The organism is Psychrobacter sp. ANT_H56B, assembly GCF_008369245.1.
Taxonomy (GTDB): Bacteria; Pseudomonadota; Gammaproteobacteria; order Pseudomonadales; family Moraxellaceae; genus Psychrobacter; species Psychrobacter cryohalolentis.
Genome location: NZ_VOBF01000008.1, coordinates 73,228 through 97,581, shown reverse-complemented (window position 1 = coordinate 97,581; position 24,354 = coordinate 73,228). Strand labels below are relative to the sequence as shown.

The window sequence follows — 24,354 nt, the reverse complement described above, 5'->3', positions numbered from 1 at the left end:
AGTTTAAATAAGATTTTCTACAAGATATGTATAATAAGGGCTAAAAATGACAGTTAAACGAGAGCCAGCACTGGCTGAAGTGTTACTTAAACCGTTGGTTGAAGCGGCATTAACAGAAGATTTGGGCAGACGTGGTGATGTCACTTCACAAGCGACTATTCCAGCCGACATGCAAGCGCAATTACAGATTAAGGCAAGGCAAGCAGGCGTAATATGTGGTATGGATTTAGCATGCTTATCTTTTGCTTTGATTGATGAGCAGATAGAGTTCGTCGCTCAAGTCCATGATGGTGAAACGGTCGAAGCTGGCGCAGTATTAGCAACTGTGCATGGCAATGCGCGTAATTTGCTGACAGCAGAGCGTACGGCGCTTAACTTTATGACTCACCTTAGCGGTATTGCGACAGATACTAAGAAGATTGTTGATAGCGTGGCAGCATATCCAGCGCAAATTACTTGTACCCGTAAAACCATTCCAGGTTTACGTATTGTACAAAAATATGCGGTACGCTGCGGCGGCGGGCGCAATCATCGTTTAGGATTGGACGATGCGATTTTAATTAAAGACAACCATATCGCCATCGCAGGTGATATTAAAACAGCGATTGAGCAAGCGCAAGAATTTGCTGGGCATTTGATTCCAATCGAAGTGGAAGTCGATACATTAGCACAGTTAGAGCAAGCACTAGATGCTGGTGTGAGCTTAGTGCTATTAGATAATATGGCGCCTGAGATATTGTCGCAGGCAGTCGCTATGTGTAAAGGTCGCGCTAAAACTGAAGCATCAGGTGGTATCACCCCTGAAACAGTGCAAGCCGTCGCAAAAACGGGCGTTGATTTTATCGCGATGGGTTATTTGACCCACAGCACGACTGCATTAGATATTGGTTTGGATTTTAGCGCTTAGCTTTAACGCTTGGTCTAAGTATAGTGAGTCCCAAATAGAAGAAGTACAAATGTTATAAAGCACTGCTGTGGTTACCTTTTCTTGCTTGCTTGCTTGCTTGCTTGCTTGCTTGCTTGCTTGCTTGCTTGCTTGCTGTGCCTGCGCAGACAGAGGCTGCGAATAATTAACCCCAACAGTGCTGTACTCTTTTAAAAATGGATCAACTATATAGACTTGTTTTAATGAAGTTTAATAAAGGATTAACCCTCCATTAAAAGGGCAGATTTGTATCGATATCCTATGGATTTGGTAAGGTGTAGGAATTAAGCGAAGTTAATGATTTAATAGGCTTATCTGCCTATGCTACAATGCCGCTGCTACCGACTATGAGGTCATTGATGCACTTGCCCAATGGCCTTGTTTTTTTGCCCGATTTGACTAATAGACAAGCGAGCGCTCAGTGAATACTGAAATTATTAAGATAATCCTAGCCTTTATGGTATTGATTAACCCCTTTAGCGCATTGACATTGTTTTTAGATTCAACGCGTGGTTATTCAATGAATAATCGACGTAAAGTAGCGCGCGTTGCTTGTCTGACCATTTTTATTACTATTAGTTTTTTCACCTTAGCAGGCGAAACGCTCCTCAAAGTCTTGGGTATTTCAATCGGCTCGTTTCAGTTAGCAGGTGGTATCTTAGTGTTTTTAATCGCTCTCAATATGATGAATGGGGATGGTAATCCGGTTAAGCCTGATCAAGAAAACTTCGATGTTGACCATCTCCAAGGTGCGCCGCCAACGATGGCAGCCGCGGTTGTGCCGATTGCTATTCCTATGATGATTGGACCGGGTGGTATTTCAACCGTTATTATCTACTCATCACAAGTTTCCGGTATCTTGCAAATATCTGCCATTTTGATTGCGGGTTTGTTTATCAGTTTATTTTGTTATTTGGCATTGATGGCAGCTGGTCGTATCAGCCGCTTATTGGGTGATACAGGGCTTAATATTATGAGTCGAATCATGGGGATGCTATTGGCGGCAGTTGCTATCGAAATTATCGTTAATGGGCTACGTACGCTATTTCCTGATTTGATCTAATTTTTTAGTCTATAAAAGCGATTTAATCGCTCAAAAAACCAACTACTTTCAAAAAAGTATTTGGTTTTTCTGTTTTTTAAGCGGTGTGTCATTGTTTGGATAAAGGCTCTTGAGTAGAAAGCTCTGTTTTAGCTTTGGTATAAATGCCACGCCAAATATAGCATCAATATGCCGACTAAGGCGTCAAGGATATTCCACGCTTTTGGTTTGGCAAATAAAGGTTTAAGCAACCGTGCGCCATAGCTGAGTGCAAAGAAGAAGCAGAATGAAGCGCTGACCGCTCCTACTGCAAAGGCAAGCTTACTACTAGCACCCGTTGAAACCATACCGACCAGCACCAAGGTATCTAAGTAGACATGTGGATTGAGCCATGTAAAACCAAAGCATAGTAATAATGACTTTTTTAGGCTGGTGACGACTTGTCCATCGACGGTAAGTGCGTGTGATAAGCGCATACTGGCATACAAGCTTTGCAGTCCGTAACCTAGTAAAAATAAAACGCCTGCTACCTTTGCAATATTGACCACTTGCGGGTAGCGTGCCGTTACCGCGCCAAAACCGCCAACGCCAGCTGAAATCAACAACGCATCACTGACGGCGCAGAACAGACAGACAAAAAATATGTGCTCGCGTTTCAGTCCTTGTTTTAGAACAAAGGCATTTTGTGAACCAATAGCGATAATGAGAGATAAGCCAAGCAAAAAACCGGAACTGTAATCAGCGATATTCATGATGGCTGTCTTATCCTTTAAAAATGCTGACGTTTGCTTACTGGTAGTATGGCAAAAAGCTGTTAAGATAAGGGATTGAATGGTCAAATGCAATCAGTAAATGGGCGAGGAGCAGGGTAAGTTATGGTCATAAGTTTGACAAGAATGCTACAGTCATTTGGGCAAGCACACGATGACCTGCCAACCGTTGCTGCTAAAAATGCTCAGCAAGCGGCTGCCAATAAACTTACTAATAATAAAAATGATACTGCCCATCGTAATAGTGGTGATAAGCAAGAAGATGTTAATACTTCAACGCCTAATGCCTCGGCGCTTACTGAGCCGCAGCGTACCGAACGTATTTGCGATGCTTTAGCGCAAGTGTCTGATATTCGCGCACCGACGCCATTGACCGATCGTTATTTGTCCAATCGGGCCCAAATGCGACCGAGTAATAGACCACCTTTTGACCCAGATACCTTATGGTTTCTTAAACATGGACGCTGTCCGATTATGACTGAGCTTGTGAATGTGGTCGATGCAGCCACGCTAAATGCGATGCCAATTGAAGCAGTTGCTATTTTAGATAGAATTAATGGCAAATTAAAACGTTATCGTGAATGGAGTAGAGAGCTTAATGATGAGCAAAAACAGCAACATAATGAGCGGCAGTTTGTCATTGATAAGCTGATATCTGAAAGTATTCCAGAAGCCTTGCTTCATTACGAGCAGCTGCAACGTTTTAGTCCACATCGCACCAAAAACAATGTAGTACAGGGTAAAATGACCGCAGGCGATATGCTGACGGATTTGTTTTTAGAGATTGATTATGAGCTTGATGAATTGTTAGAGGAGCTGCATCAAACGGTGATGAATCGTCTGGCTTCAACCCATCGTTATGTTAAAAGCCGTACGCAAAATTAGGCGCCATTTTTCTATTCTGCTAAAAAATAAGCGTCAGCAAACACAAACAACTCAATGCATAACAATATAGGGCTTTAATAGAGCCTTATTTTTTTGTTTAATAAAATCATTAAATACTATATTCAGTCTTAAATAAGAGAAATATGAATATTATAAAGTGCTACTAGGATTAATTTTCGTAGCCTCTGTCTGCGTAGGCACAGTAAGCAAGAAAATTGATCCTAGTAGCGCTGTGTTTTTGCAAAAGTGGAGCAACCATATCAAGAATAATAATAAATTTGCCAATTAATACTATTAAATAATAAGGATAATTTTATGACTCAAATCACTGCCATGTTTGTCATGCTTGTTTTATATGGAGTGCTACCCGCAGCAGGTCTATATTTAGGCTATCGTGGTATCAAAAAGGTGACAGCACCCAAAATGCTAGCGTATAAAGCGATGCCGCAATTGGGTTATATTCCTGAGAAAAGCTTACCAGTTGATGTCAAAGCTGCATTGACCCAAATTAATGAAAAAGGTGAAAAGCTGCGACTTATTTATGGTGATACCAATAATGATGGCAAGATAGATGATAGCGATGCAGTTAACGAAACTTATATTACCATTCAAAATCTGATGGATAAACATGTACCAGAAGCAGTAGCAGATTATCGCCGTTTGCATGACTTAGATGTCGGGAATGGCGCACTTGCTGATACCACAAAAATTAAGCATTCTGATATCACTGGTAAAGAAGCGCTGTTGGATATATTGGGAACTATTAATACCCAGTTTAATGAACTGCTTAATGCATCTTATCATCAAGATGGACAAAAGCTGTTAGCGACCAATCGATATCTACAACAGCGTTTTGATAATCCTACAGTGAAGACAGATACACAATTACTTAATACGACTAAGATAGAGCGGATTGAAAAGCTATAAGATGACACTATTAATGGAGATATTAGATAGAGAGTAATAAATAGCTAAGAGAATCAATAACGGTTGAACGATTAAGAGTAAATTGCTATGAGTGTATTAATAGGCGTTGGTGTCATAATGACAATGAGCGTCTTCTATCTAAGTAGAAAAGGCTGGCATGCTTTTCATAAAGCGGTTGGTATTACGCCAGGTGTACTTGTTTATCATGATACTCATGCGCCATTAGCCTTAGCTAGTATCAGCTGGCAGCAGTTGAATCTTAATAAAAAACATCTTAAATCTTTAGTAGATAGTCGTCAGCTACGCCAGTTACAACATATTGATGAAAAGGTAGCCATTTATTATGACTATCAGATAGAGCTAAAATCACAAGAAAAGATGACTGAAATCACCGAGCCACAGTTCGTATTGCATAAGATGCTGCATACACGTTTACCTGAACTACTCAGGAGTTATTATCAACTGACGATTATCAAATCAAATGCTAAAAGCATTAATAATCAATCACGAGATGAAGCTGGCAAGTTGCTGCAAGACGTATTAGATAATATAGAACAACGCTTAGATAGCTTATTAGAACAAATGGCGCAGCAGCAATTACAGGATTTACGAATCATGAAAAGCTATATTGATAGTCATAATCACTAATATGTCAGTGGCTAGAATACTCAGAGCCTTTCCCAAACTTTGTGTAACTGCTTATAATCTAATAACAGGAGAATAAGCAATGACTAACCAAACTGACATCAAGAAACTGGCTGAGCAAATGGCTAGTAGCATGAACAGCTTTGAGGACATCAAAGACTTTCAGAAGCAGCTCATGCAATCCTTTATCGACACTGCCTTAGAAGCTGAGATGGAAGACCATCTTGGCTACCCTAAGCATGAAAAAGCTGATAAGCCAAACAAGCGCAACGGGCACACTAAAAAGACCGTCCGCAGTGATGCAAGCGATCTTGAGATCTCCACCCCAAGAGACCGTGACGGCGCTTTTGAGCCCACCTTAGTGCGTAAGCATCAAACCCGTATCTCAGGGCTTGATGATAAAATCATATTCCACTACAGGCATAGCCTTACGTCTTGCGCTTCGGGCAAGTGTCTCCCAGACACTTGCTGATCCTCGCTCATACGCCAAAGGCCAAACCACCACCGAGATTGTCGAGACCATCAAAGAGCTCTACGATGTCGATATCTCAAGCACATTGGTTTCAAGAGTCACTGACAACATCTTAGAGGACATTACTGCATGGCAAAATCGCCCGTTGGGCAGCATCTATCCCATCATCTATTTGGACTGTATTGTTGTTAAAGTATGTCAAGATAAGCAGATCATTAACAAGGCTATCTATCTGGCGCTAGGCGTGGGACTTGATGGTAAAAAGGAGCTGCTTGGTATGTGGTTATCGGAGAATGAGGGCGCTAAGTTCTGGCTAGGCGTGCTCACTGAATTGCAAAACCGCGGGGTTCAAGACATCCTAATCGCTTGTGTCGATGGTTTAAAGGGGTTCCCTGATGCTATCAACACGGTTTACCTCAACGCTCAGGTTCAGCTGTGTATCGTGCACATGGTTCGCTATTCGATGAAGTTTGTGCCGTGGACGGACAAAAAGGCGGTAGCGGCTGATTTAAAGGCAATTTATGGTGCTGATACCCTCGAGATGGCAGAGGCCAATCTCGAGCAGTTTGATGAGACTTGGGGCGAGAAATATCCGCATGTGGTCAAGTCTTGGCGCAATAACTGGGAAGGCTTAACGGTGTTCTTTGGTTGCCCTAAAGACATCAGAAAAGTCATATATACCACCAATGCCATTGAGTCACTAAACAGTGTGATTCGTACGGTAGTGAATAAACGTAAGGTGTTCCCGTCTGATCAGGCAGCGTTTAAGGTAGTCTATCTAGCAACCCAGCAGGCGTCTAAAAAGTGGTCGATGCCGATTCGTAACTGGACGTCTGCCCTTAATCGCTTTATGATTATGTTTGATGATCGTATTAGCAGGCATTTAATCTAAAGAGCAGTTACACAGAATCTGGGATGGTCTCAATACTCATTAATGTCACGTACAAAAAAGCTGCCAATGATTAAGTATCATTAGCAGCTTTTTATTAATGACGCTAAATCTAAAACATATTAGCGTTTATCGTTGCGGTCACGGGTATTACGGGTGCCGCGACTGGCAGGACTTGCACTGCTTTTTGGTTTGGCGCTAGTACTGGTGCTATTACGATTATCGCCACGAGTGTCAGTACGGCGTGCTTTCAGTGGTTTATTTCTGATACGCTCTTGCTTTTCTTTAGCAGCGCCATGAAGACCTGTACCATAACGTGGGCGTAAGCTCACTAAGTCTGTTAACGTATTAATGTCTTTTCTATCAAGCTCTAAGAAGCGCCCTGTACGTAGCTCTTTTGGCAATGCAATATTACCGTAGCTCGTACGTAATAGACGACTGACTTTAAGACCTTGGGATTCAAATAAACGGCGTACTTCACGGTTACGACCTTCCTTAAGCTGCACATGATGCCATTTATTAACGCCTTCACCACCGCCTTCTTTGATATCTTCAAATTTAGCCAAGCCATCTTCTAACATGACACCTGTTGTCATCGCTCGTGCCATATCTGGGGTAACATCGCCCAGTACACGTACGGCATATTCACGGGTCACTTCGCTAGAAGGATGCATCAAACGATGCGCCATTTCACCATCATTAGTAAATAATAATAGACCTGTCGAGTTGATATCCAAGCGACCTACCATAACCCAACGATCATGAGTTAGCTTGGGCAAACGCTCAAACACGGTAGGACGACCTTCTGGATCATTAGCAGAACACACTTCGCCTTCAGGTTTGTAATAAGCTAAAACGCGACGACGCTTTTCATTTTCAGAAGTATATTTAATCTGACGACCATCAACGCGAATCTCATCACCTTGTTCAACACGATCACCAATGGTTGCCGGACCATTATTGACAGTTACACGACCTGCTTTAATAACTTCTTCCATCTGACGACGTGAACCAAGTCCCATACGGGCAAGTGCTTTCTGCAATTTTTCATCTTTCATAGCGATTTCCTAGAATCGGTGGGTTTACATTTCTCAATGTATAAATTTGGACTGACTATTATACGCTATTTCTAAGGGTTATAGATATTATGTTTAAATAATTTTCCACTTTAATATCTGAATAAGGTAAATAATTTTCATATCATTTGTCGGTTTAAATTGCTTACTCCAATAATAAAGAGAAAATTGTTTTCTAGTTTATATGAACGATAAATATACGACAACTATTGCTAAATATTAGGATTTTTCCATATAAGCCATTTTCTGATAAATCTTAATTTCCATCAAAAATACATGATTAAGGTTCAAAATTTAACCACCTATGTTATTATGGTTTTGTTTTTTTGCACATAATGCAACGCTTTGATATGGCTGTCTGATTCTTTAATGCTAGACACTACTTATATCTATGATTTATAAAGGTCTTTTTATGTTTTTCAATTCATCAAAGTTACTAAGTATAATGTGTCTATCAATGATTACTTTGGTTACAGGGTGCTCTAGCATCAATTCGGGTTTACAAGCAGGTGAGCTGCCACCAAGTGGTGCATTTATCGCTGAAAACGGTCTGCATTTTAATATTCAACCGCTAAGTCTGGCAACATTACCGCCAAAACAAGCGGTTATTCCAAATAGTAATCTAACTCAGCTAATAAGAAACTCTGGTCGAACAGAATATCGTATCTCTGCAGGTGATATATTAAGTATTGTACTTACAGGTTATCCTAATATAACTCCTCTGCCAGCTGGAGACGTTACTAATCCTTATGCAGCAGGTTTTCCTGTTGACCAACAAGGGTTCGTTCAATTTCCACTTGTTGGACGTATTAAAGCGACAGGCATGAGTGTGCCGCAATTCACGGCGAACTTGCAGAGACAACTACAGCGTTATCTTAAGTTTTCAGATCCACAGGTTAAGATTGTTAACTACCGTGGTAATAAGTTTTTTATCGATGGTGAAGTGAAGCAGCCTGGCGAATTTGCGATTAATGATTCACCAGTCTCGCTATATAGCGCTATTTCTATGGCTGGTGGTGCAACGCCTACAGGTGATTCAAACAATATCGTGTTTAACCGTAAAGGCGTCAACTACAATATTGGGCTGCAATCCTTACGCCAACTAGGGTCTTCTGCCAATCAAATCTATCTTCAAGATGGCGATTCTATCCACGTTAATAGTCAAGACCGTAATAAAGTATATGTTCTAGGAGAGTTTGGGCGTGTAGAGCCTGTTCCTATCCGAGAGCAGGGGATCAGTTTGGCACAAGTATTAGGCGAATCAAAGGGTCTTGATTCTAATACTGCCAATGCTGCCAAGATATATGTCGTCCGTGACAACCTCAATACAAGAACGACAGATATTTACTATGTTGATATGCAGACGATTACCAGTTTTGCGCTTGCCAATCGTTTTGAGATGCGTGCCAATGACATTGTATACGTCGATCCTACTGGTTTGACGCGTTGGAATCGTGTTATTAGTGCAATATTGCCTTCCACTTCTGCAATTAGTATTCTTTCTGGTCTATAAATAATAGGTGATAGTTATCATGGCATTTGATCATATTCTTGTTGTATGTGTGGGTAATATTTGTCGTAGTCCAATGGCGGAAGCACTATTGAAACAGCGTTTTCCCAATAAGATAATTGACTCTGCAGGGGTAGGTGCTTTGGTTGGACATCCTGCCGATCCAGCAGCATTAGAAATCATGTCAAAACAGCAGATTGATATTACCAGTCATGTTGCTAAGCAAATTGATGAGCAGTTGGCAAAAAAGGTAGATCTTATTTTCACTATGTCGGATGGTCAGACTAAATGGATTGAAGAACGCTGGCCTTTTTGCCGTGGTAAAACCTTCAAGCTTGGTCATTGGATGAATAAAGACATTGCCGACCCATATAAACATGAAATGAGCGCTTTTGAAACAGCATATCAAGATATTGTTGAAAGCCTAGAACAGTGGGCCGATAAAGTTAGCTAATTGACTATTGTGAATAAATAATTATTATAAAAGACTAATACTAAACGACTACCTCAAGTGATGAACCTACCGTTATGAATACAGATTCAAAGAATGTATCAAACTCTGCTTCTAAAGAAGATAATGATGAAATCGATTTAATGGCGCTGCTTTTTGCGATATTGCGCGGTTGGAAAACTATTGTCTTCTTTGCTGCATTAGGTTTGATAATAGGAGTTTTGTATAGTCGGTATGTAAATCCAACTTTCAAGTCGGATGCACTTCTTCAAGTTGAAGACAAGTCTTCAGGTATCTCAGCGCTTGGTAGCGAGATTTCAGATTTAATTGGCTCAGAGGATAGTAAGGCTCAAACAGAGGCAGAGTTGATTAGGTCTCGTATGATATTAGAGCCAGTTGTGAATCTATTGCATCTGCGAATAAAGCTTGCTGATCCTAATATTGGATTTATGGATAGAATACAAAGTGATAGTATCCCTACTCAAATTAATAAACCTGAAGGCGTTTCACTTAAGACACAGGACGGTGAAATACAAGTTAGTCAGTTTAATGTATCACAAGACTACATCAATCAACCGTTTACGTTAACACGTTCTGCGACAGGGTTCGTATTAAGTAATGGCTTTGATGATTTTAAAGGTCAGATTGGCCAATCCCATCAGTTTAGAGGTACGAACGGTCAGATTCAAATTACGGTTAACGATCTTCCTACTGATGGATATCCTATTGGTATCAGCAAGCAGTCATTAAAAATGACGACAGATACTATTAATAGTTCACTATCTGTAGTGGAAAAGGGCAAGCAAACCGGCATTATTGAGTTATCTATGACTGGTGATAATCAGCAGCAAACCAGTCTAATCTTAAAACAAATTGCTTTATCTTATATTGATCAAAATCAGTCGCGTGGTTCTGAAGAGACGACGAAAACTATTGATTTTATGGAAACCCAAATTCCAGCGTTAAAGAAAAAGTTAGAAGATTCTGAGACTATATTTAATAATTTTCGTAAAAAATATGGCACGATTGACGTCAGTAAAGAAGCTGAGCTGTTGTTAACGGAAAACTCGCAAATCGATGTCCAGCTTAATGAGCTTAAGCTTAAGAAAGCTGATTTAACAACTTACTATACAGAAGAGCACCCATTAGTTATCCAAATCAATGAGCAGCTAAAAGTTCTTAATAATAGAAAGCAAGAAATAGATAATACGGTTGCAGGTCTACCTGAAATACAAAGAGAGTTCTTGCAATTATCGGCTGATACAGAGATCAATAGAGAAATTTATCTAACCCTAATCAAGAACTATGAACAATTGAAAATTGTTAAAGCTGGTCAAATTGGTTATGCTCGTATCATTGATTTACCTATTAGTACCTTTAAAGCAATTGCGCCAAAGAAACTACAAATTATAATACTAGCAATGCTCTTAGGAGCAATGCTCGGTACGATGTTAGTCTTGCTTAAAAATATGTTGAGAAATGTGGTCAAAGATCCTGAGCGTCTTGAAGCTAAGACAGGCGTGCCTGTTATTGCGACGATTCCACGTTCACCAATATTAACCAGATTAGGTAAGAAAAAATCATCTACCAGAAGACTACTTGCCTATGCAGATAATAATAGTCTAAGTTATGAAGCTATTAAAAGCCTAAGGACTAACCTAATGTTTGGTATGCCTGCTGCAGGGATAGCTTTTCAGCGCGCGAAAGTTATTTTAATTACAGGTGAAAGTCCTGGAGTTGGTAAATCTTTTATTTCATCCAATCTAACAGAAGTATTTACTCAATTAGATAAGAAAACTTTGATTATAGATGCTGATATGCGTTTAGGGGAACTGCATAAAGTCTTCAATATGGCTCAGAATAATGGTTTGGCAGATTATTTATCACAAAGCAATAATCAATTAGTCAACAACAATCAATTAACTAAAATTGATAAGCCATTAGAGTCTACTGATATAGCAAACTTTATCCACTCAACAGGTATTGATAATATGGATTTTATGCCGCGAGGTGAGAATCCGCGTAACCCTGCATCTCTATTATCTAGTGGTAGCTTTGATCGTTTAATGGCAGAGCTGAATCTTCATTATGATTATATTATTATTGACTCACCACCGATATTGGCAGCTTCTGACGCTATGATATTAGCGCAACATGCTGATAAAGTATTAATGGTGACCAGATATGAGTCCTCAATAGAAGGGCAACTAGTTTATGCTGTCAATCAGATGAATAAAGCCAATATAAAAGTAGATGGTATTATCTTAAATGATGTACAACAAGGAATTTTGAGCAAATATAGTTATCATTATAGTTATGCTTATGGTAATAATAACTGATGTATTTTGATCATATTGTATTTACCTCGCTTGTTATTATTTAAACGAAATAGTTGCTTGTTATGCCAATAGATTCAAAAATAATCTCGAAAGAAGATAAGATCTCTTTTATGCAGTCTAATAGTTTTGCTGAGCGTACTGCTAGTATATTATTGAGCTTGCCTCGAGGGATTAAGCGTAGTATTTTGATGTTTGCTGATTTTGTCATGTCAATGGTTTGTCTATTCTTTGCCATTGCAGCGCGCTATGGCTATATAGACCATCATGTGAGTTTATGGTTATTAAGTATCAGTGCATTAATTCCAGTATTATGCCTATATGCTATTGGATTTTATAATGGCGTGGCACGAGGGTTCTTTGATGCAATGATGGGTAGTGTATTGCAGCTTTTTTTTGTAATCATCATCGTCGCCCAAACCGTTTTATATTTTAAATTACTACCAGGCATCCCTCGCGCAGTACCTATCTTATATTTGTTTCTGTTTTTCATATGGCTATGGAATAGCCGCTTAACGATTAGAGAGCTGCTAGCAAGATGGCAAGGTCAACGAATACACCATAAACATGAGGGTTATGACAATGTTGCAATCTATGGAGCAGGAGAGGCAGGTAAAGAGCTTTTAGAAGGTTTAAAAAACTCTCATAAATATAATGTAGTGGCTTATATTGATGATGACCCACAGCTTACCGGTGCTTATTTACTTGGCAAAAAGATTTATCCTGCTCATGAGTTGGTAAGTTTAGTGGAAGAGCTTGACCTCGCTCAGGTTTTTCTAGCGATTCCTTCTATCAGTCGTGGGCACAAAAGACAAATTATAGATAAATTGTCTGGCATTGCTATTAAAATAAAAGAGTTGCCAAGCCTAGAAGAAATTGCTGATGAAAAGGTTACAGTTAGTAGTATGCGTAAAGTTGATATTCTAGATGTACTAGATCGGCAGACTGTCGAACCAGATGCGAAGCTATTGCAGTTGAATATTAAAGATAAGTGCATACTAGTGACGGGTGCTGGTGGATCTATCGGTAGCGAATTATGTCGCCAAGTGCTCAAAAACCAGCCAAAATGTATTGTACTCTATGAGCTATCTGAGTTTGCACTGTATAGCATCCATCAAGAGCTAATAGCAAAGCAAGCTAATGATCCTATTTATCAAGATATTGAAATTGTTGCTGTGATTGGTAGTGTGACAAATGAAGACAATTTGCTGAGAATATTTAAGCTATATAGTATACAAACAGTTTATCATGCGGCTGCTTATAAGCACGTCCCTATGGTAGAGCACAATCCTTTTGAAGGTGTTATTAATAATACTAAAGGCACTTATCATTGTGCGTGCGCTGCTATTAAAGCGAATGTTGAGACATTTGTACTTATCTCTACCGATAAAGCAGTACGACCGACCAATGTGATGGGTGCTTCTAAGCGTTTAGCAGAGTTGGTCTGCCAAGCTTTGAGTCAGATAGATAGCCAGACTTGTATCAGTATGGTACGCTTTGGGAATGTATTGGGTTCATCTGGTTCTGTCGTACCAGTGTTTACTAAGCAAATCCAAAAAGGTCTTCCTATCACCGTGACCCATCCTGATGTTACACGTTATTTTATGACCATTCCAGAGGCTGCAAATTTAGTGATTCAAGCAGGAGCAATGGCATCCGGCGGAGAAGTGTTTGTACTGGATATGGGTGAGCCAGTTAAGATTGTCGATCTTGCACACCGAATGATACATTTAAGCGGTTTCGATGTTAAGGATGCAGCGCATCCAAATGGTGATATAGAGGTGGTTTTTACAGGATTACGAGCAGGGGAAAAGCTGTATGAAGAGCTGATCATCGGTGAAGATAATGTCGAATCAACTGACCATCCTCTTATCATGCAAGCGATAGAACATAGTTTCCCGTTATCTGATATTGAAATAATACTATTTGAGCTTTCTGAAAAGCAGAAACAATTTGATGTTATTTGGCTAAAGCAGCAGTTTAAACAGTATGTAGATGGTTATAGAGAAAATACATAGTAAATAAGATAAAGCTATTTAGAGAAACGATTTTACATATTAAGCAGTAAACATATAAAAGCAATTACTGCATCTTTGGATATAAAAAAATAGGTTTTTTCATGAAAATATTGGTTACAGGTGGCGCAGGCTTTATTGGCTCTGCAGTAATACGTCATATTATTAGCAATACTCAAGATAGTGTTATTAATCTCGATAAGCTCACTTACGCTGGTAACCTTGAGTCGCTTATTAGTGTAAGCGACAATGAGCGTTATGCTTTTGAGCAAGTAGATATCTGTCACTCAAACGATCTTAGGAAAGTTTTCGCTAAGCATCAACCTGATGCTGTGATGCACCTCGCTGCCGAATCACATGTCGATCGTTCTATTGATGGGCCTGATGAATTTATCCAAACCAATATAGTTGGTACTTATAATTTACTAGAAGTCTCCCGTGATTACTGGAATACACTTCCAGAAACTCGCAAACAGGCGTTTCGGTTCCATCATATCTCAACTGATGAGGTGTATGGTGATTTAGAAGGCGCGACTGATTTATTTACCGAAACCACTCCTTATGCGCCAAGCTCACCTTATTCTGCGTCTAAAGCTAGCTCAGATCATCTGGTTCGTGCATGGCACCGCACCTATGGTTTTCCCATTATAGTAACTAACTGCTCTAACAACTATGGTTCTTACCATTTCCCTGAAAAGCTTATTCCGTTGGTTATCTTAAATGCTTTAGATGGGAAAGCTTTGCCTATCTATGGAAAAGGTAATCAAATACGTGATTGGTTGTTTGTAGAAGATCATGCACGTGCTCTATATAAAGTAGTCACTGAAGGCAAAGTGGGTGACACTTATAATATTGGCGGGCATAACGAAAAGCAAAATATCGAAGTAGTCAAAACGATTTGCCATATCTTAGATGAACTAAAACCACAGTTGAATGGTCAGCCATATGAGGAACTTATCACCTTTGTAAAAGACCGTCCAGGACATGATTTGCGCTATGCAATCGACGCAAGCAAGATTGCCAATGAATTAAATTGGACACCGACAGAGACGTTTGATAGCGGTATTAGAAAAACGGTCGAATGGTATTTGAATAATATGGAATGGTGCAGCCGCGTCCAAGATGGCAGCTATCAACGCCAACGAATTGGAATAAGCAGACTAGGAGCAGGTGAATAAATGAATACTAAAGGTATAATCTTAGCAGGCGGTTCAGGTACGCGTCTTTATCCCATTACCAAAGGCGTCTCTAAGCAGCTGCTCCCTATCTATGATAAACCAATGATTTATTATCCTTTGTCTGTATTGATGCTTGCAGGTATCCGTGAAGTGCTTATTATCAGTACACCAGATGATATAGACGGTTTTAAGCGCTTGCTTGGAGATGGTCAAGAGCTTGGTATCGATATCAGCTATGCCGTTCAGCCAAGTCCAGATGGTTTGGCGCAAGCGTTTATTATCGGTGAAGACTTTATTGGTGATAGCAACGTTTGTTTAGTGCTCGGTGATAATATCTTTTATGGTCAGGGGTTTACTCCGCTATTACGTCAAGCCGTTAATCGCCAAAAAGGGGCGACCGTTTTTGGCTATCAAGTCAAAGATCCAGAGCGTTTTGGCGTCGTGGCATTTGATGAAGATAAGCGCGCGATTTCAATAGAAGAAAAGCCTGTCAAGCCTAAATCTAATTATGCAGTAACTGGTTTATACTTCTATGATAATGATGTTATTGAAATTGCTAAACAAGTTAAACCTTCTGATCGAGGCGAAGTCGAGATTACCACCGTCAATCAGATGTATATGCAGCGTGGTGATCTAAATGTAGAGCTACTAGGCCGTGGTTTTGCTTGGTTAGATACCGGTACACATGAGAGCTTGCTAGAAGCTGCGCAGTTTGTAGAGACTATTGAAAAGCGTCAAGGCTATAAGGTTGCTTGCTTAGAAGAAATTGCCCTCAATAATGGATGGCTGACCAAACAGCAGGTGGCTGAGATTGGTCAGTCGATGAGCAAAAATGCATATGGTCAGTATCTAGTAGATTTAACAAAAGAGTCATAATCATGATACCTGTTACTAAAGCATATTTACCCAATAAAGAAAAGTATCAGTCTTACGTTGACCGAATCTTTCAAAGTGGTTGGCTCACTAATAATGGTAGTCTTCTACAGGATCTAGAACGACGGCTCGCAGATTATTTGGGTGTGAAGAATATCATTTTAGTCGCTAATGGCTCATTTGCTTTACAGCTTGCTTATAAAGCCTTAGATTTAGAAGGTGAAGTAATTACGACACCTTTTAGTTTTGCGGCTACAACTAGTACACTTGCTTGGGAAGGTTTAAAGCCTGTTTTTGCTGATATCAATCTAAAAACTTTTAATATAGATCCAGCGCAGATTGAAGCTAAGATAACTCCTAATACCAGCGCTATCGTACCTGTACATGTATTTGGCAATCCATGTGATGTTGAAGCAATTCAAGCCATTGCTGATAAGCATAAATTAAAAGTTATTTATGATGCTGCCCATGCTTTTGGTTCAGAGTACAAAGGCCAAAGTGTTTTAAATTTCGGTGATATTAGTACACTTAGCTTTCACTCCACTAAACTCTTTCATACTATTGAAGGTGGTGCAGTTATCACCAATGATGATGAGTTGGCCAAAAAAGTGAGACTGATGATTAATTTTGGTATTAGTGGTCCCACATCTATTGATTCAGTGGGAACTAATGCCAAGATGAATGAGTTTGAAGCGGCTATGGGTTTGTGTGTACTCGACGAAATAAATACTATCAGACAGCAACGTAAGGATATTTGGCAGGTTTATACTAACGGTCTGGCCAGTATAGTCGAGCTTCAGCAATGGAATGAACATGGTAAGAACAACTGCGCTTATGCACCAGTAGTTTTTGAGAATGAAGAGCAGTTACTTAAAATCGAAGCCAAACTTAAAGAAAGCGATATATTACCTAGAAGATACTTTTATCCAAGTCTAGATACTTTGTCTTATCTAGATAGTAAACAGATTTGTAATAACTCGAGAGACATAGCTAGTCGAATTTTGTGTTTACCTATATACCCAACATTAGAAAAAGAAAATATTAAAAGAATTTTAAATATTATTAAAGACGGTGAAATTGAATGAAACTTGCCATAATGCAGCCTTATTTTATGCCATATATTGGTTATTTTCAGTTAATTAATCTTGTTGATAAGTTTGTTTTTTATGACGATGTGACTTTTATTAAACAGGGCTGGATTAACCGCAATCAGATTTTAATTAATGATCAAGCGAAGTTATTTAGTGTTCCATTATCTAATGCTAGTTCGCATACGCTAATAAAAGATGTATTAATTAGCGATATTAGATACGAGAAATGGAAAAAATCTTTTTTAACTACAATTATGTTTAATTATAAGAAAGCTAAAAACTATGACATAGTTGAAGCATTAATTGAGAGTATTTTACTCACTCCGCCTAAAACTATTTCAGAATTAGCGATAAAAAGTGTTATCGAAATATCGAACTACTTAGATTTAGATACTGAGTTTGATGTTTCTAGTAAAAACTATAGTAACGCCCATTTGTCAGGACAATGTAGAGTGCTTGATATTTGCCAAAAAGAAAACGCAAACACTTATATTAATCCTATTGGAGGTATACAGCTATATTCTAAAGATATGTTTTCCGAAAGAAAGATAGAGCTTATGTTTCTAAGCGCACATAAAACTATTTATAAGCAATTTTCGTCAGAATTCATACCTTTTCTATCAATTATTGATGTTTTAATGTTTAACGATAAAAAACAAGTTTTAGAAATGCTTAATGATTTTGAGCTAGTATAATAAGTATATAGGGATTGATGAATGTCAGATAAGAAAGTAGAAATAGGGGGGTATTTTGAATTTAATTTACCAAGCCTTGGGCAGTTTCCTTATTCACAAGCATCAAAATATATTTCAGCGCGTTCAGCTTTTTTTGATTTATTAGATCAGAACAAGATTAAAAAGGTATGGATGCCAAAGTTTATTTGTGACTCTATGATTGAGCCACTGTTAATATTAGATATTGAAATCCAATATTATGATTTGGATGAAGATTTTTATCCTAAAATTCCTAGTCATTTAGAAAAAGATGCTTATCTTATTTATGTTAATTATTTTGGGCTATGTACTAATATTCAGCAAAAGCTACTTAGTGTTTATCCCAATGAACAGATCATTTTTGATCATTCTCAAGCTTTTTTTGTCAAACCTTTTCAATGTTTTGCTACCATTTATTCTTTAAGGAAGTTTTTACCTGTTACGGAAGGAGGGTTGTTAGTTTCTAAAGCCCTAGTCAATTCTAATTATGTTGCCAGAAATGTCGAAAATATGATTCAGCAGTATCAACATTGTTTTATTAGATGCTTATCAAGTGCATCTGAAGGATATGAGATATTTAAACATAATGAGTTGATACTAAATGACTGTATTCCAAAAAGTATATCGGGAATCACTAAAGAGATATTAAATAGTCTTGACTATGATTCCATCCAATCGAAAAGATTGAAAAATTTTAAGTTTCTACATGCACAATTAGCTAGTATAAATAAGTTACATATAGATATTGATAATATAGAGTCACCACTGACTTATCCGTTGCTATTGGAAAATAATATTTCTAAAGAACTGATTGAAAGTGGTATCTATACACCTACTTATTGGCTCGATAGTTTACAAAGATTAGATGTTGACAGTTTTGAGTACAATTTGATTTCAAAAACTACACACATCGTTTGTGATCAGCGATATTCTCAAAAACAGATGCAGTTTCAAATAGATAAAGTAAGGGAGATATATAATGAATATTAAGGGTAAAGTGGTTACGTTACGAGCTATAGAGATGGAAGACTTAAAGTTATTATCAGAATGGTCTAATTCACCTGAAATTTGGCATGGTCTGGGAGGATGGCATTTCCCATACTCTAGTTTAAGTACTGAACAATATATAAAAAATATTAATAACAATAATATGCAACATCAGAATTTTGCTATAGATACAGAGGAAATGGGGTTTATTGGTACGACTAATTTAGTCAATATCGATTGGAAAAATAGTAACGCTTATAATGGCATTATGCTTGGTGATAAAGATAGTCGTGGCAAAGGCTATGCTCTAGATACCATAATGACTATTATGCGTTATGTATTCAAAGAGCTTGGGCTAAATCGTTTAGATGGTGAAATGATTGCCTACAATGAGCGCTCGATTGATTTTTACACTAGGAAATGTGGTTGGGTTGTTGAGGGTAGAAAAGAGAATTGGTTTTATCGTAATGGTGAATATCATGACAAAGTCATAGTTGGCATTACTCATAAGCAATATGATGAACATATAGCAAAAATAAACTATTGGAATATTTGATTAGAAATAGATTTCTTAAAGTTAAAGTTTAAGTAAATAGATAGCGTCATTATATTTTCACACTGATATAAATACTTGATCAACTTAAGGGAAGGTTGTTAATGATAAACATAGATAACTCACTAAATGATTTTTAAAGTATTTAAGGAACATAATATCTGTTATTATTACTAAGCGTTTTCCATGCCTATTCAATGAAATAGTAAAAGTATTATTGTTGAAAATAAATTTTTATATGATCATTCTTCATAGTTTATTTGGTTTTAATATAAGGTGTATAAGCGTGCATACTAGAGATGTGGTGTTAGAAAAGACAGTAATAATAATAAGTGTGTACGACAGACTTAAACATATAAAACAGTGTTTAGAAAGTTTAGAAGCCGCCGTAGGATGCAATAATTACCATGTGATAGTTGGGTCCGACTCATCAGCGACAGAAGAAGATAGTGACAAAATTGATAACTTGAGGGAATATCTCTTAAATAAAGAAAATAATAATGGATTCAAAAAATTAAGCGTGATCTATCATAAAAAAAATGTAGGCCAAGGTAGTAATATGAAAGCATGTGACTTACTAGCAAAGTCATACGGATATGATAGCTTTATATTTATGGAAGATGATGTTGTTGTTGGTACTTATTTTTTAAATTTCATGCAAGAAGGCTTAAAACGATTTGCTTCTGATGAACATGTTATTGCAATAAATGGCTATTTAGATCCTAATATAAAAACGAATAATTTAAATCCTTTTCTTTTTAATGAGTTCAGTGCTTATGGTTTTGCCAGCTGGTATAAAAAATGGGACTATTTTGAGAAAAGAAGAATTTCGAATAACTATGCTGCAGAAGTGTTATCAAATACAAATTTATTTAAAGAGCATGCAAAGTTCTCACTTAATGCCAAATCTTATCCTTTTATGGCAGAAAATTTTTATGAAGCAGCGGATATAGCTACTTGCTTAATGATGGATATTGAAGGATTGTGGGTGTTAGTGCCACCTGTTTCTCTAACTGCTAATAAAGGTTTGGATGGTAGTGGGCTTCGATCTGGTGTCAATGTAGCTTTACAAGCTGTAAATCCTTATCCTGATAAGGTGGTTTTTCCTAAAACAAGCGATATAAGAAGTTTTAAATATGACGATATCAAAAATGTTACAGGCATAAAGAATAGAACAGCGAACTGGTATTCATTCATAATATATAAATATATTCCATTTGGTTACGCTATTCTCAAACGCCTAAGAAAGATAAAGAAGATTTTTTAATGAGTGCTAATTTTGTTTAAGCCTTTGATTCAGTTGGTTGGTGCTAACTTGTTAGCACAAGCTATATCATTCAGTATTATGCCAATTATAACTAGGCTACATACGCCTGATTCTTTAGGAAAATACCAATTTTTCATAACGTTAGCGCTAGTACTTACTCCCTTTATTTCAGGATCTTTTGCAATTGCTATAGAAAGTTCAACTTCTAAACATAGAGCGCTTGTGAATCTTAAGCTTGGTATGCAGTTTTCTTTTATAGTTGTAATAGCACTGATTATAATATCACCCATAATTATGTTTCTATTATCGATAAGTCAAATTGACTGGTTCACATTTTATTTACCTTTACTCGTTATCTTCATGTATTTATCAGCAAATTTTCAGTTTGCTATGGGTTTTATGACTAACAGTAGAAGTTATAGCAATCAATCAACTTATACGATTACAAAATCAGGTGTTTCAAATATACTTAAATTATGCTTCAGTTTAATTTCGAAAACTGGTTTTAGTTTAGTGTTTGCTTTAGTAATAACTGAATTATTTCAAGTATATAGAGTGGTTAGAGTAAATTATAAGGGCATAAAAAGTTTTTTAATAAGATTTAAGTGGAGAGTTTTTAAGCGTAATTTTTTTGAAATTAAAATATATCCTACCTATGTGACTATGGCTACAGTTTTGTCAATTTTGATGAATTGGTTTCCTATTTTAATTACTGGTATATTTTATGGACCAAAGTATGCTGGCTTGCTTGGACTAGCTTTTATGGTGGTAAATACTCCTGTTTACCCATTTATAAGTGCTCTTCAAAATGTCTGCTTTGGAGAATTGTCTCGCAGTAGAACACCAAATAAGCTTAAGTCAATATACAAAAAAAGTATGTTAATAGCTTTAGTTCCTTGTATCCTTGGACTATATATATTATATAAGTTCGGGGGAGAGTTATTTTCCGTTATTTTCGGTAATGAGTGGACATCTGCTGGGAGATACGCGTTTATATGTTTTATCCCTATTTCCTTATCTTTTATACTTTCACCAGTATACAATACTCTCAATCACTTTTTTTCTTTTCAGAAACTATTTTTTTGGATTAACTGTATTATATTATTTATTGGTAGCTTTGCTACGAGTTATATAGGATATAATTCTTATGATTTTGATTTATTTATAATTGTTTTTGCCTTTACAATGTCTATTGGTCATTTAATTTTGTTTTCATCTTCAGTAATATTAACTATATTTGTTAAAAAACAGATAAATTATAATTCATAGTTAAGAAGTTTATTTATAAATGAATTTCGGCTCCTAATAAAGCTTACTTATCTGAATTAGAAATACTAATGAATACTATAGTATGTTTTCATATTATTTAATATTTCAAGGTATCAAATGAACTATAAAAAAAACAAATTTTTTCTCTATGTATTATATGTCCTAATAACAATAGTTGGACTAACTTTTAGTGAAAACTATATAATTGTAACTTCTGCTATTCTGACCTATCTATATATTGGTTACATTATCGAAGGCAAGTCTAGTATACACATGATGTTTTTTTTAGGATATAGTTCATTTATATTCTTACCTGCATTGTTGAATTGGTACTATTTAGACACTGGTTTTGAACTATATTTTCTAACATCATTCGTAAGTACTATTTTTCTTAAATGTACGAATAAAACGATAATAAAACCTTTTGTTGATTTCGGAACTCAAACCAAGAAAATTTTTATAATTCTATCAATGTTGATGATAATATTTAGTTTATTAGATTTCGGATCATTTGTAGAACCTATGTTTGCATTTTTATTATTCTTATTGACCCTTTGTTTTAAACAGAATAAAGTCAAAAACAATATAGCATATTTTGCTTTATTCTCTTTAGTATTTGTATTTTTCTCATTTTTTGCTTGGAATGGATTTGGAAGAACAGTAGTAGTAGGATGGTTTTTATTAGCTGCTTTGTTATTAAGTTATTCAATTAATTTTAGAGTCAATAAATATCTATTTGGATTAGTACCAGGCTTTGCAGCTGCGCTACTATCAGACCGAAGTCTGCTTAAATTGAGTTTTTCTGGGTTTGAAGATGCTCTCAATGATTCTGCCTATCAACCTTATCGCTTGGCTTCCTCATTTATAGATAATTTCAATAACAACGGTTTTGATATTTCTGGATTTTTTGATCAAATATTATTTACTTTTTTTATATTTATTCCTAGAGATATTTGGGTTAGTAAGCCTAATGGGTTTGGTTTTGAATATACAGTCAGAAATTTCGATCAGTCTTTAATTGATGCTGGCCATTCTATTGCATCTACTTTAATAGGCGATCATATATATTTTTTAGGTTATCTAGGAGTTTTTACTTCAATAATTGTTCTGCTGTTAATAGCTTATATTATTAGGATTTTTTACCGAATCAAAAGTCTAAATGGCAATGGAGTAGTAATATTTTCTGCAAGTATGATGGTGTTAGTTTGGGGTGGTATGACATCTTTTTCGGCTAGAGTAGCTTTACCTAGTATTATTTTTATATTTTTAATTGTTCTTTTTAGAAGAGTTTTTACTGGCGAATTAAAGTTGAATTTTAAGGTGAAATAATGGAAAAAAATTTTACTATTCTTACGTTTACTGTACATTATCTTCCAGGGTATAAAGGTGGTGGTCCTATAAAGACGATTAAAAATTTGATTGATCAGACTTCAGATTATATTTCTTATAATCTTATTACTGGTGATCGAGATTTAGGTGACAATCTACCCTATGCTAACATAGATTATAACTCTTGGAATAAGGTTGGTTGTGCAAACGTACTTTATGCACAGATGGGATTTACGAGATATAAAGAAATTACTAAGGTTTTGCTTGAAAAAAAGTACGATATAGTTTATTTGAATAGTTTTTTTTCTCCTACATTTTCATTGTTTCCATTATTGATTGCAAAGTCTCTGTGTCAAAAAATTGTGCTTGGACCTAGAGGAGAGTTTTCAGAAGGTGCATTAAGTTTGAAAACATCTAAAAAGAATATTTTTATAAAGTTGTACAAGATATTTGGTTTACACCGTGGCGTAATTTATCAAGCTTCTAGTGAACATGAAGCCAATGATATTAGAAGAGTCTTGGGTCATCAAGTTGATATACAGATAGCAGAAGATATAGGTGCACAGGAGTTTGTAGAAGCTTTACCTATTCGTAATGTTGACACTCTTCATTCGGTTTTTTTATCACGTATCTCTCCAATTAAAAATCTTTTAATGGCTATTGAAATATTGAAAACAGTTAAGCAGCCTATTTCTTATCATATCTATGGCCCAATTGAAGATAGAGAATACTGGTCTGAGTGTGTAAAAGTAATTGATAATTTACCTTCTAATATTTGTGTCGAATATAAAGGCGAGTTATTGCCAGAAGAAGTTATCGAAACTATTGCAAAGTATGACCTATTTCTTATGCCTACAAAAGGTGAAAACTACGGCCATGTTATTGCTGAGGCACTGTGTGCAGGTTTACCAATATTAATCGCAGATACTACTCCTTGGCGAGATTTAGAAGCAAAGGGGATTGGATGGGATTTGCCATTAGATGACCTATCAGCTTTTAAACATGTTATTGAACAGTTAGCTTTACAAAGTCCAAATGAGCGTTATCGAATGCGCAAGAAAGTCCTCAAATGGGCTAGAGATAAGTTCTCTCAGAGAAATGCCATTGATGCTAATATTGCTATGTTCCAATATGTAATTAATAAATAAATT

The 24,354-nt window shown here is 36.8% G+C and carries 21 protein-coding genes and 1 pseudogene; 20 read left to right on the top strand and 2 right to left on the bottom strand.

The window, feature by feature from the left end; genetic code table 11:
* Positions 1 to 46 precede the first annotated feature (46 nt).
* Together nadC and FQ082_RS10280 are read left to right on the top strand one after the other, a co-directional pair.
* On the top strand, positions 47 to 907 hold the full coding sequence (nadC, locus tag FQ082_RS10285) for a carboxylating nicotinate-nucleotide diphosphorylase (RefSeq protein WP_149493024.1): 861 nt from the start codon (positions 47 to 49) through the stop codon (positions 905 to 907).
* A 439-nt stretch (positions 908 to 1,346) separates the two neighbouring features.
* Positions 1,347 to 1,988 (top strand): MarC family protein, encoded by a 642-nt coding sequence (locus FQ082_RS10280; RefSeq protein WP_083759462.1) that lies wholly within the window; start codon positions 1,347 to 1,349, stop codon positions 1,986 to 1,988.
* 128 nt (positions 1,989 to 2,116) lie between these two features.
* On the opposite strand, the gene FQ082_RS10275 is transcribed toward FQ082_RS10280, so the two are convergent.
* Positions 2,117 to 2,719, bottom strand: a complete 603-nt coding sequence (locus tag FQ082_RS10275; protein WP_149493068.1) for a LysE/ArgO family amino acid transporter — start codon at positions 2,717 to 2,719, stop codon at positions 2,117 to 2,119.
* A 123-nt stretch (positions 2,720 to 2,842) separates the two neighbouring features.
* Here FQ082_RS10275 and FQ082_RS10270 point away from each other — a divergent pair, with 123 nt between their 5' ends.
* From FQ082_RS10270 to FQ082_RS10255, 4 genes and pseudogenes are all read left to right on the top strand, one after another.
* The gene (locus tag FQ082_RS10270; RefSeq protein WP_262498203.1) at positions 2,843 to 3,622 is read left to right on the top strand and encodes a hypothetical protein; all 780 of its coding nucleotides are present in this window, start codon (positions 2,843 to 2,845) and stop codon (positions 3,620 to 3,622) included.
* A gap of 315 nt (positions 3,623 to 3,937) precedes the next feature.
* Positions 3,938 to 4,549 (top strand): hypothetical protein, encoded by a 612-nt coding sequence (locus FQ082_RS10265; protein ID WP_149493023.1) that lies wholly within the window; start codon positions 3,938 to 3,940, stop codon positions 4,547 to 4,549.
* Positions 4,550 to 4,636: 87 nt separating this feature from the next.
* Positions 4,637 to 5,197 (top strand): hypothetical protein, encoded by a 561-nt coding sequence (locus tag FQ082_RS10260; protein WP_149493022.1) that lies wholly within the window; start codon positions 4,637 to 4,639, stop codon positions 5,195 to 5,197.
* A 79-nt stretch (positions 5,198 to 5,276) separates the two neighbouring features.
* Positions 5,277 to 6,558, top strand: a pseudogene (locus FQ082_RS10255) (IS256 family transposase).
* A gap of 119 nt (positions 6,559 to 6,677) precedes the next feature.
* On the opposite strand, the gene rluB reads toward FQ082_RS10255, so the two are convergent.
* Positions 6,678 to 7,613, bottom strand: coding sequence for a 23S rRNA pseudouridine(2605) synthase RluB (rluB, locus tag FQ082_RS10250; RefSeq protein WP_149493021.1), 936 nt, complete (start codon positions 7,611 to 7,613; stop codon positions 6,678 to 6,680).
* A 475-nt stretch (positions 7,614 to 8,088) separates the two neighbouring features.
* Here rluB and FQ082_RS10245 point away from each other — a divergent pair, with 475 nt between their 5' ends.
* From FQ082_RS10245 to FQ082_RS10180, 14 genes are all read left to right on the top strand, one after another.
* Positions 8,089 to 9,144 (top strand): polysaccharide biosynthesis/export family protein, encoded by a 1,056-nt coding sequence (locus tag FQ082_RS10245; RefSeq protein WP_262498202.1) that lies wholly within the window; start codon positions 8,089 to 8,091, stop codon positions 9,142 to 9,144.
* A 19-nt stretch (positions 9,145 to 9,163) separates the two neighbouring features.
* Positions 9,164 to 9,595, top strand: a complete 432-nt coding sequence (locus tag FQ082_RS10240) for a low molecular weight protein-tyrosine-phosphatase (RefSeq protein ID WP_149493019.1) — start codon at positions 9,164 to 9,166, stop codon at positions 9,593 to 9,595.
* A 74-nt stretch (positions 9,596 to 9,669) separates the two neighbouring features.
* On the top strand, positions 9,670 to 11,931 hold the full coding sequence (locus FQ082_RS10235; RefSeq protein ID WP_149493018.1) for a polysaccharide biosynthesis tyrosine autokinase: 2,262 nt from the start codon (positions 9,670 to 9,672) through the stop codon (positions 11,929 to 11,931).
* Between the two features lie 110 nt (positions 11,932 to 12,041).
* Positions 12,042 to 13,946 carry a polysaccharide biosynthesis protein gene (locus FQ082_RS10230; RefSeq protein WP_262498201.1) on the top strand — a complete coding sequence of 635 codons (1,905 nt, stop codon included), beginning with the start codon at positions 12,042 to 12,044 and terminating at the stop codon, positions 13,944 to 13,946.
* Positions 13,947 to 14,047: 101 nt separating this feature from the next.
* A complete protein-coding gene (gene rfbB, locus FQ082_RS10225; RefSeq protein ID WP_149493016.1) occupies positions 14,048 to 15,121 on the top strand; it encodes a dTDP-glucose 4,6-dehydratase in 1,074 nt (357 codons plus the stop codon).
* Positions 15,122 to 15,997: a glucose-1-phosphate thymidylyltransferase RfbA gene (gene rfbA, locus FQ082_RS10220; RefSeq protein ID WP_149493015.1), complete on the top strand. Its 876-nt coding sequence runs from the start codon at positions 15,122 to 15,124 to the stop codon at positions 15,995 to 15,997.
* A 2-nt stretch (positions 15,998 to 15,999) separates the two neighbouring features.
* A complete protein-coding gene (locus tag FQ082_RS10215; protein WP_149493014.1) occupies positions 16,000 to 17,079 on the top strand; it encodes a DegT/DnrJ/EryC1/StrS family aminotransferase in 1,080 nt (359 codons plus the stop codon).
* Positions 17,076 to 17,780 carry a WbqC family protein gene (locus FQ082_RS10210; RefSeq protein ID WP_149493013.1) on the top strand — a complete coding sequence of 235 codons (705 nt, stop codon included), beginning with the start codon at positions 17,076 to 17,078 and terminating at the stop codon, positions 17,778 to 17,780. Before FQ082_RS10215 ends, FQ082_RS10210 begins: the two co-directional genes overlap by 4 nt.
* Before the next feature lie 21 nt (positions 17,781 to 17,801).
* A complete protein-coding gene (locus FQ082_RS10205; RefSeq protein ID WP_149493012.1) occupies positions 17,802 to 18,788 on the top strand; it encodes a hypothetical protein in 987 nt (328 codons plus the stop codon).
* The gene (locus FQ082_RS10200) at positions 18,778 to 19,341 is read left to right on the top strand and encodes a GNAT family N-acetyltransferase (protein ID WP_149493011.1); all 564 of its coding nucleotides are present in this window, start codon (positions 18,778 to 18,780) and stop codon (positions 19,339 to 19,341) included. Before FQ082_RS10205 ends, FQ082_RS10200 begins: the two co-directional genes overlap by 11 nt.
* Before the next feature lie 283 nt (positions 19,342 to 19,624).
* Positions 19,625 to 20,605, top strand: coding sequence for a glycosyltransferase family 2 protein (locus FQ082_RS10195; protein ID WP_188018946.1), 981 nt, complete (start codon positions 19,625 to 19,627; stop codon positions 20,603 to 20,605).
* A 12-nt stretch (positions 20,606 to 20,617) separates the two neighbouring features.
* Complete coding sequence (locus FQ082_RS10190; protein ID WP_149493009.1) at positions 20,618 to 21,874, top strand: oligosaccharide flippase family protein; 1,257 nt, start codon at positions 20,618 to 20,620, stop codon at positions 21,872 to 21,874.
* Between the two features lie 117 nt (positions 21,875 to 21,991).
* Complete coding sequence (locus FQ082_RS10185) at positions 21,992 to 23,203, top strand: hypothetical protein (protein ID WP_149493008.1); 1,212 nt, start codon at positions 21,992 to 21,994, stop codon at positions 23,201 to 23,203.
* The gene (locus FQ082_RS10180) at positions 23,203 to 24,351 is read left to right on the top strand and encodes a glycosyltransferase family 4 protein (protein WP_149493007.1); all 1,149 of its coding nucleotides are present in this window, start codon (positions 23,203 to 23,205) and stop codon (positions 24,349 to 24,351) included. Before FQ082_RS10185 ends, FQ082_RS10180 begins: the two co-directional genes overlap by 1 nt.
* The last annotated feature ends 3 nt before the right edge of the window (positions 24,352 to 24,354 follow it).

Excerpts from the sequence above, each read along its gene's own strand:
- nadC (WP_149493024.1), top strand. The coding sequence starts at position 47 with ATGACAGTTAAACGAGAGCCAGCACTGGCTGAAGTGTTACTTAAACCG.
- FQ082_RS10275 (WP_149493068.1), bottom strand. The coding sequence starts at position 2,719 with ATGAATATCGCTGATTACAGTTCCGGTTTTTTGCTTGGCTTATCTCTC.
- FQ082_RS10270 (WP_262498203.1), top strand. The coding sequence starts at position 2,843 with ATGGTCATAAGTTTGACAAGAATGCTACAGTCATTTGGGCAAGCACAC.
- FQ082_RS10265 (WP_149493023.1), top strand. The coding sequence starts at position 3,938 with ATGACTCAAATCACTGCCATGTTTGTCATGCTTGTTTTATATGGAGTG.
- FQ082_RS10260 (WP_149493022.1), top strand. The coding sequence starts at position 4,637 with ATGAGTGTATTAATAGGCGTTGGTGTCATAATGACAATGAGCGTCTTC.
- rluB (WP_149493021.1), bottom strand. The coding sequence starts at position 7,613 with ATGAAAGATGAAAAATTGCAGAAAGCACTTGCCCGTATGGGACTTGGT.
- FQ082_RS10245 (WP_262498202.1), top strand. The coding sequence starts at position 8,089 with ATGATTACTTTGGTTACAGGGTGCTCTAGCATCAATTCGGGTTTACAA.
- FQ082_RS10240 (WP_149493019.1), top strand. The coding sequence starts at position 9,164 with ATGGCATTTGATCATATTCTTGTTGTATGTGTGGGTAATATTTGTCGT.
- FQ082_RS10235 (WP_149493018.1), top strand. The coding sequence starts at position 9,670 with ATGAATACAGATTCAAAGAATGTATCAAACTCTGCTTCTAAAGAAGAT.
- FQ082_RS10230 (WP_262498201.1), top strand. The coding sequence starts at position 12,042 with ATGCAGTCTAATAGTTTTGCTGAGCGTACTGCTAGTATATTATTGAGC.
- rfbB (WP_149493016.1), top strand. The coding sequence starts at position 14,048 with ATGAAAATATTGGTTACAGGTGGCGCAGGCTTTATTGGCTCTGCAGTA.
- rfbA (WP_149493015.1), top strand. The coding sequence starts at position 15,122 with ATGAATACTAAAGGTATAATCTTAGCAGGCGGTTCAGGTACGCGTCTT.
- FQ082_RS10215 (WP_149493014.1), top strand. The coding sequence starts at position 16,000 with ATGATACCTGTTACTAAAGCATATTTACCCAATAAAGAAAAGTATCAG.
- FQ082_RS10210 (WP_149493013.1), top strand. The coding sequence starts at position 17,076 with ATGAAACTTGCCATAATGCAGCCTTATTTTATGCCATATATTGGTTAT.
- FQ082_RS10205 (WP_149493012.1), top strand. The coding sequence starts at position 17,802 with ATGTCAGATAAGAAAGTAGAAATAGGGGGGTATTTTGAATTTAATTTA.
- FQ082_RS10200 (WP_149493011.1), top strand. The coding sequence starts at position 18,778 with ATGAATATTAAGGGTAAAGTGGTTACGTTACGAGCTATAGAGATGGAA.
- FQ082_RS10185 (WP_149493008.1), top strand. The coding sequence starts at position 21,992 with ATGAACTATAAAAAAAACAAATTTTTTCTCTATGTATTATATGTCCTA.
- FQ082_RS10180 (WP_149493007.1), top strand. The coding sequence starts at position 23,203 with ATGGAAAAAAATTTTACTATTCTTACGTTTACTGTACATTATCTTCCA.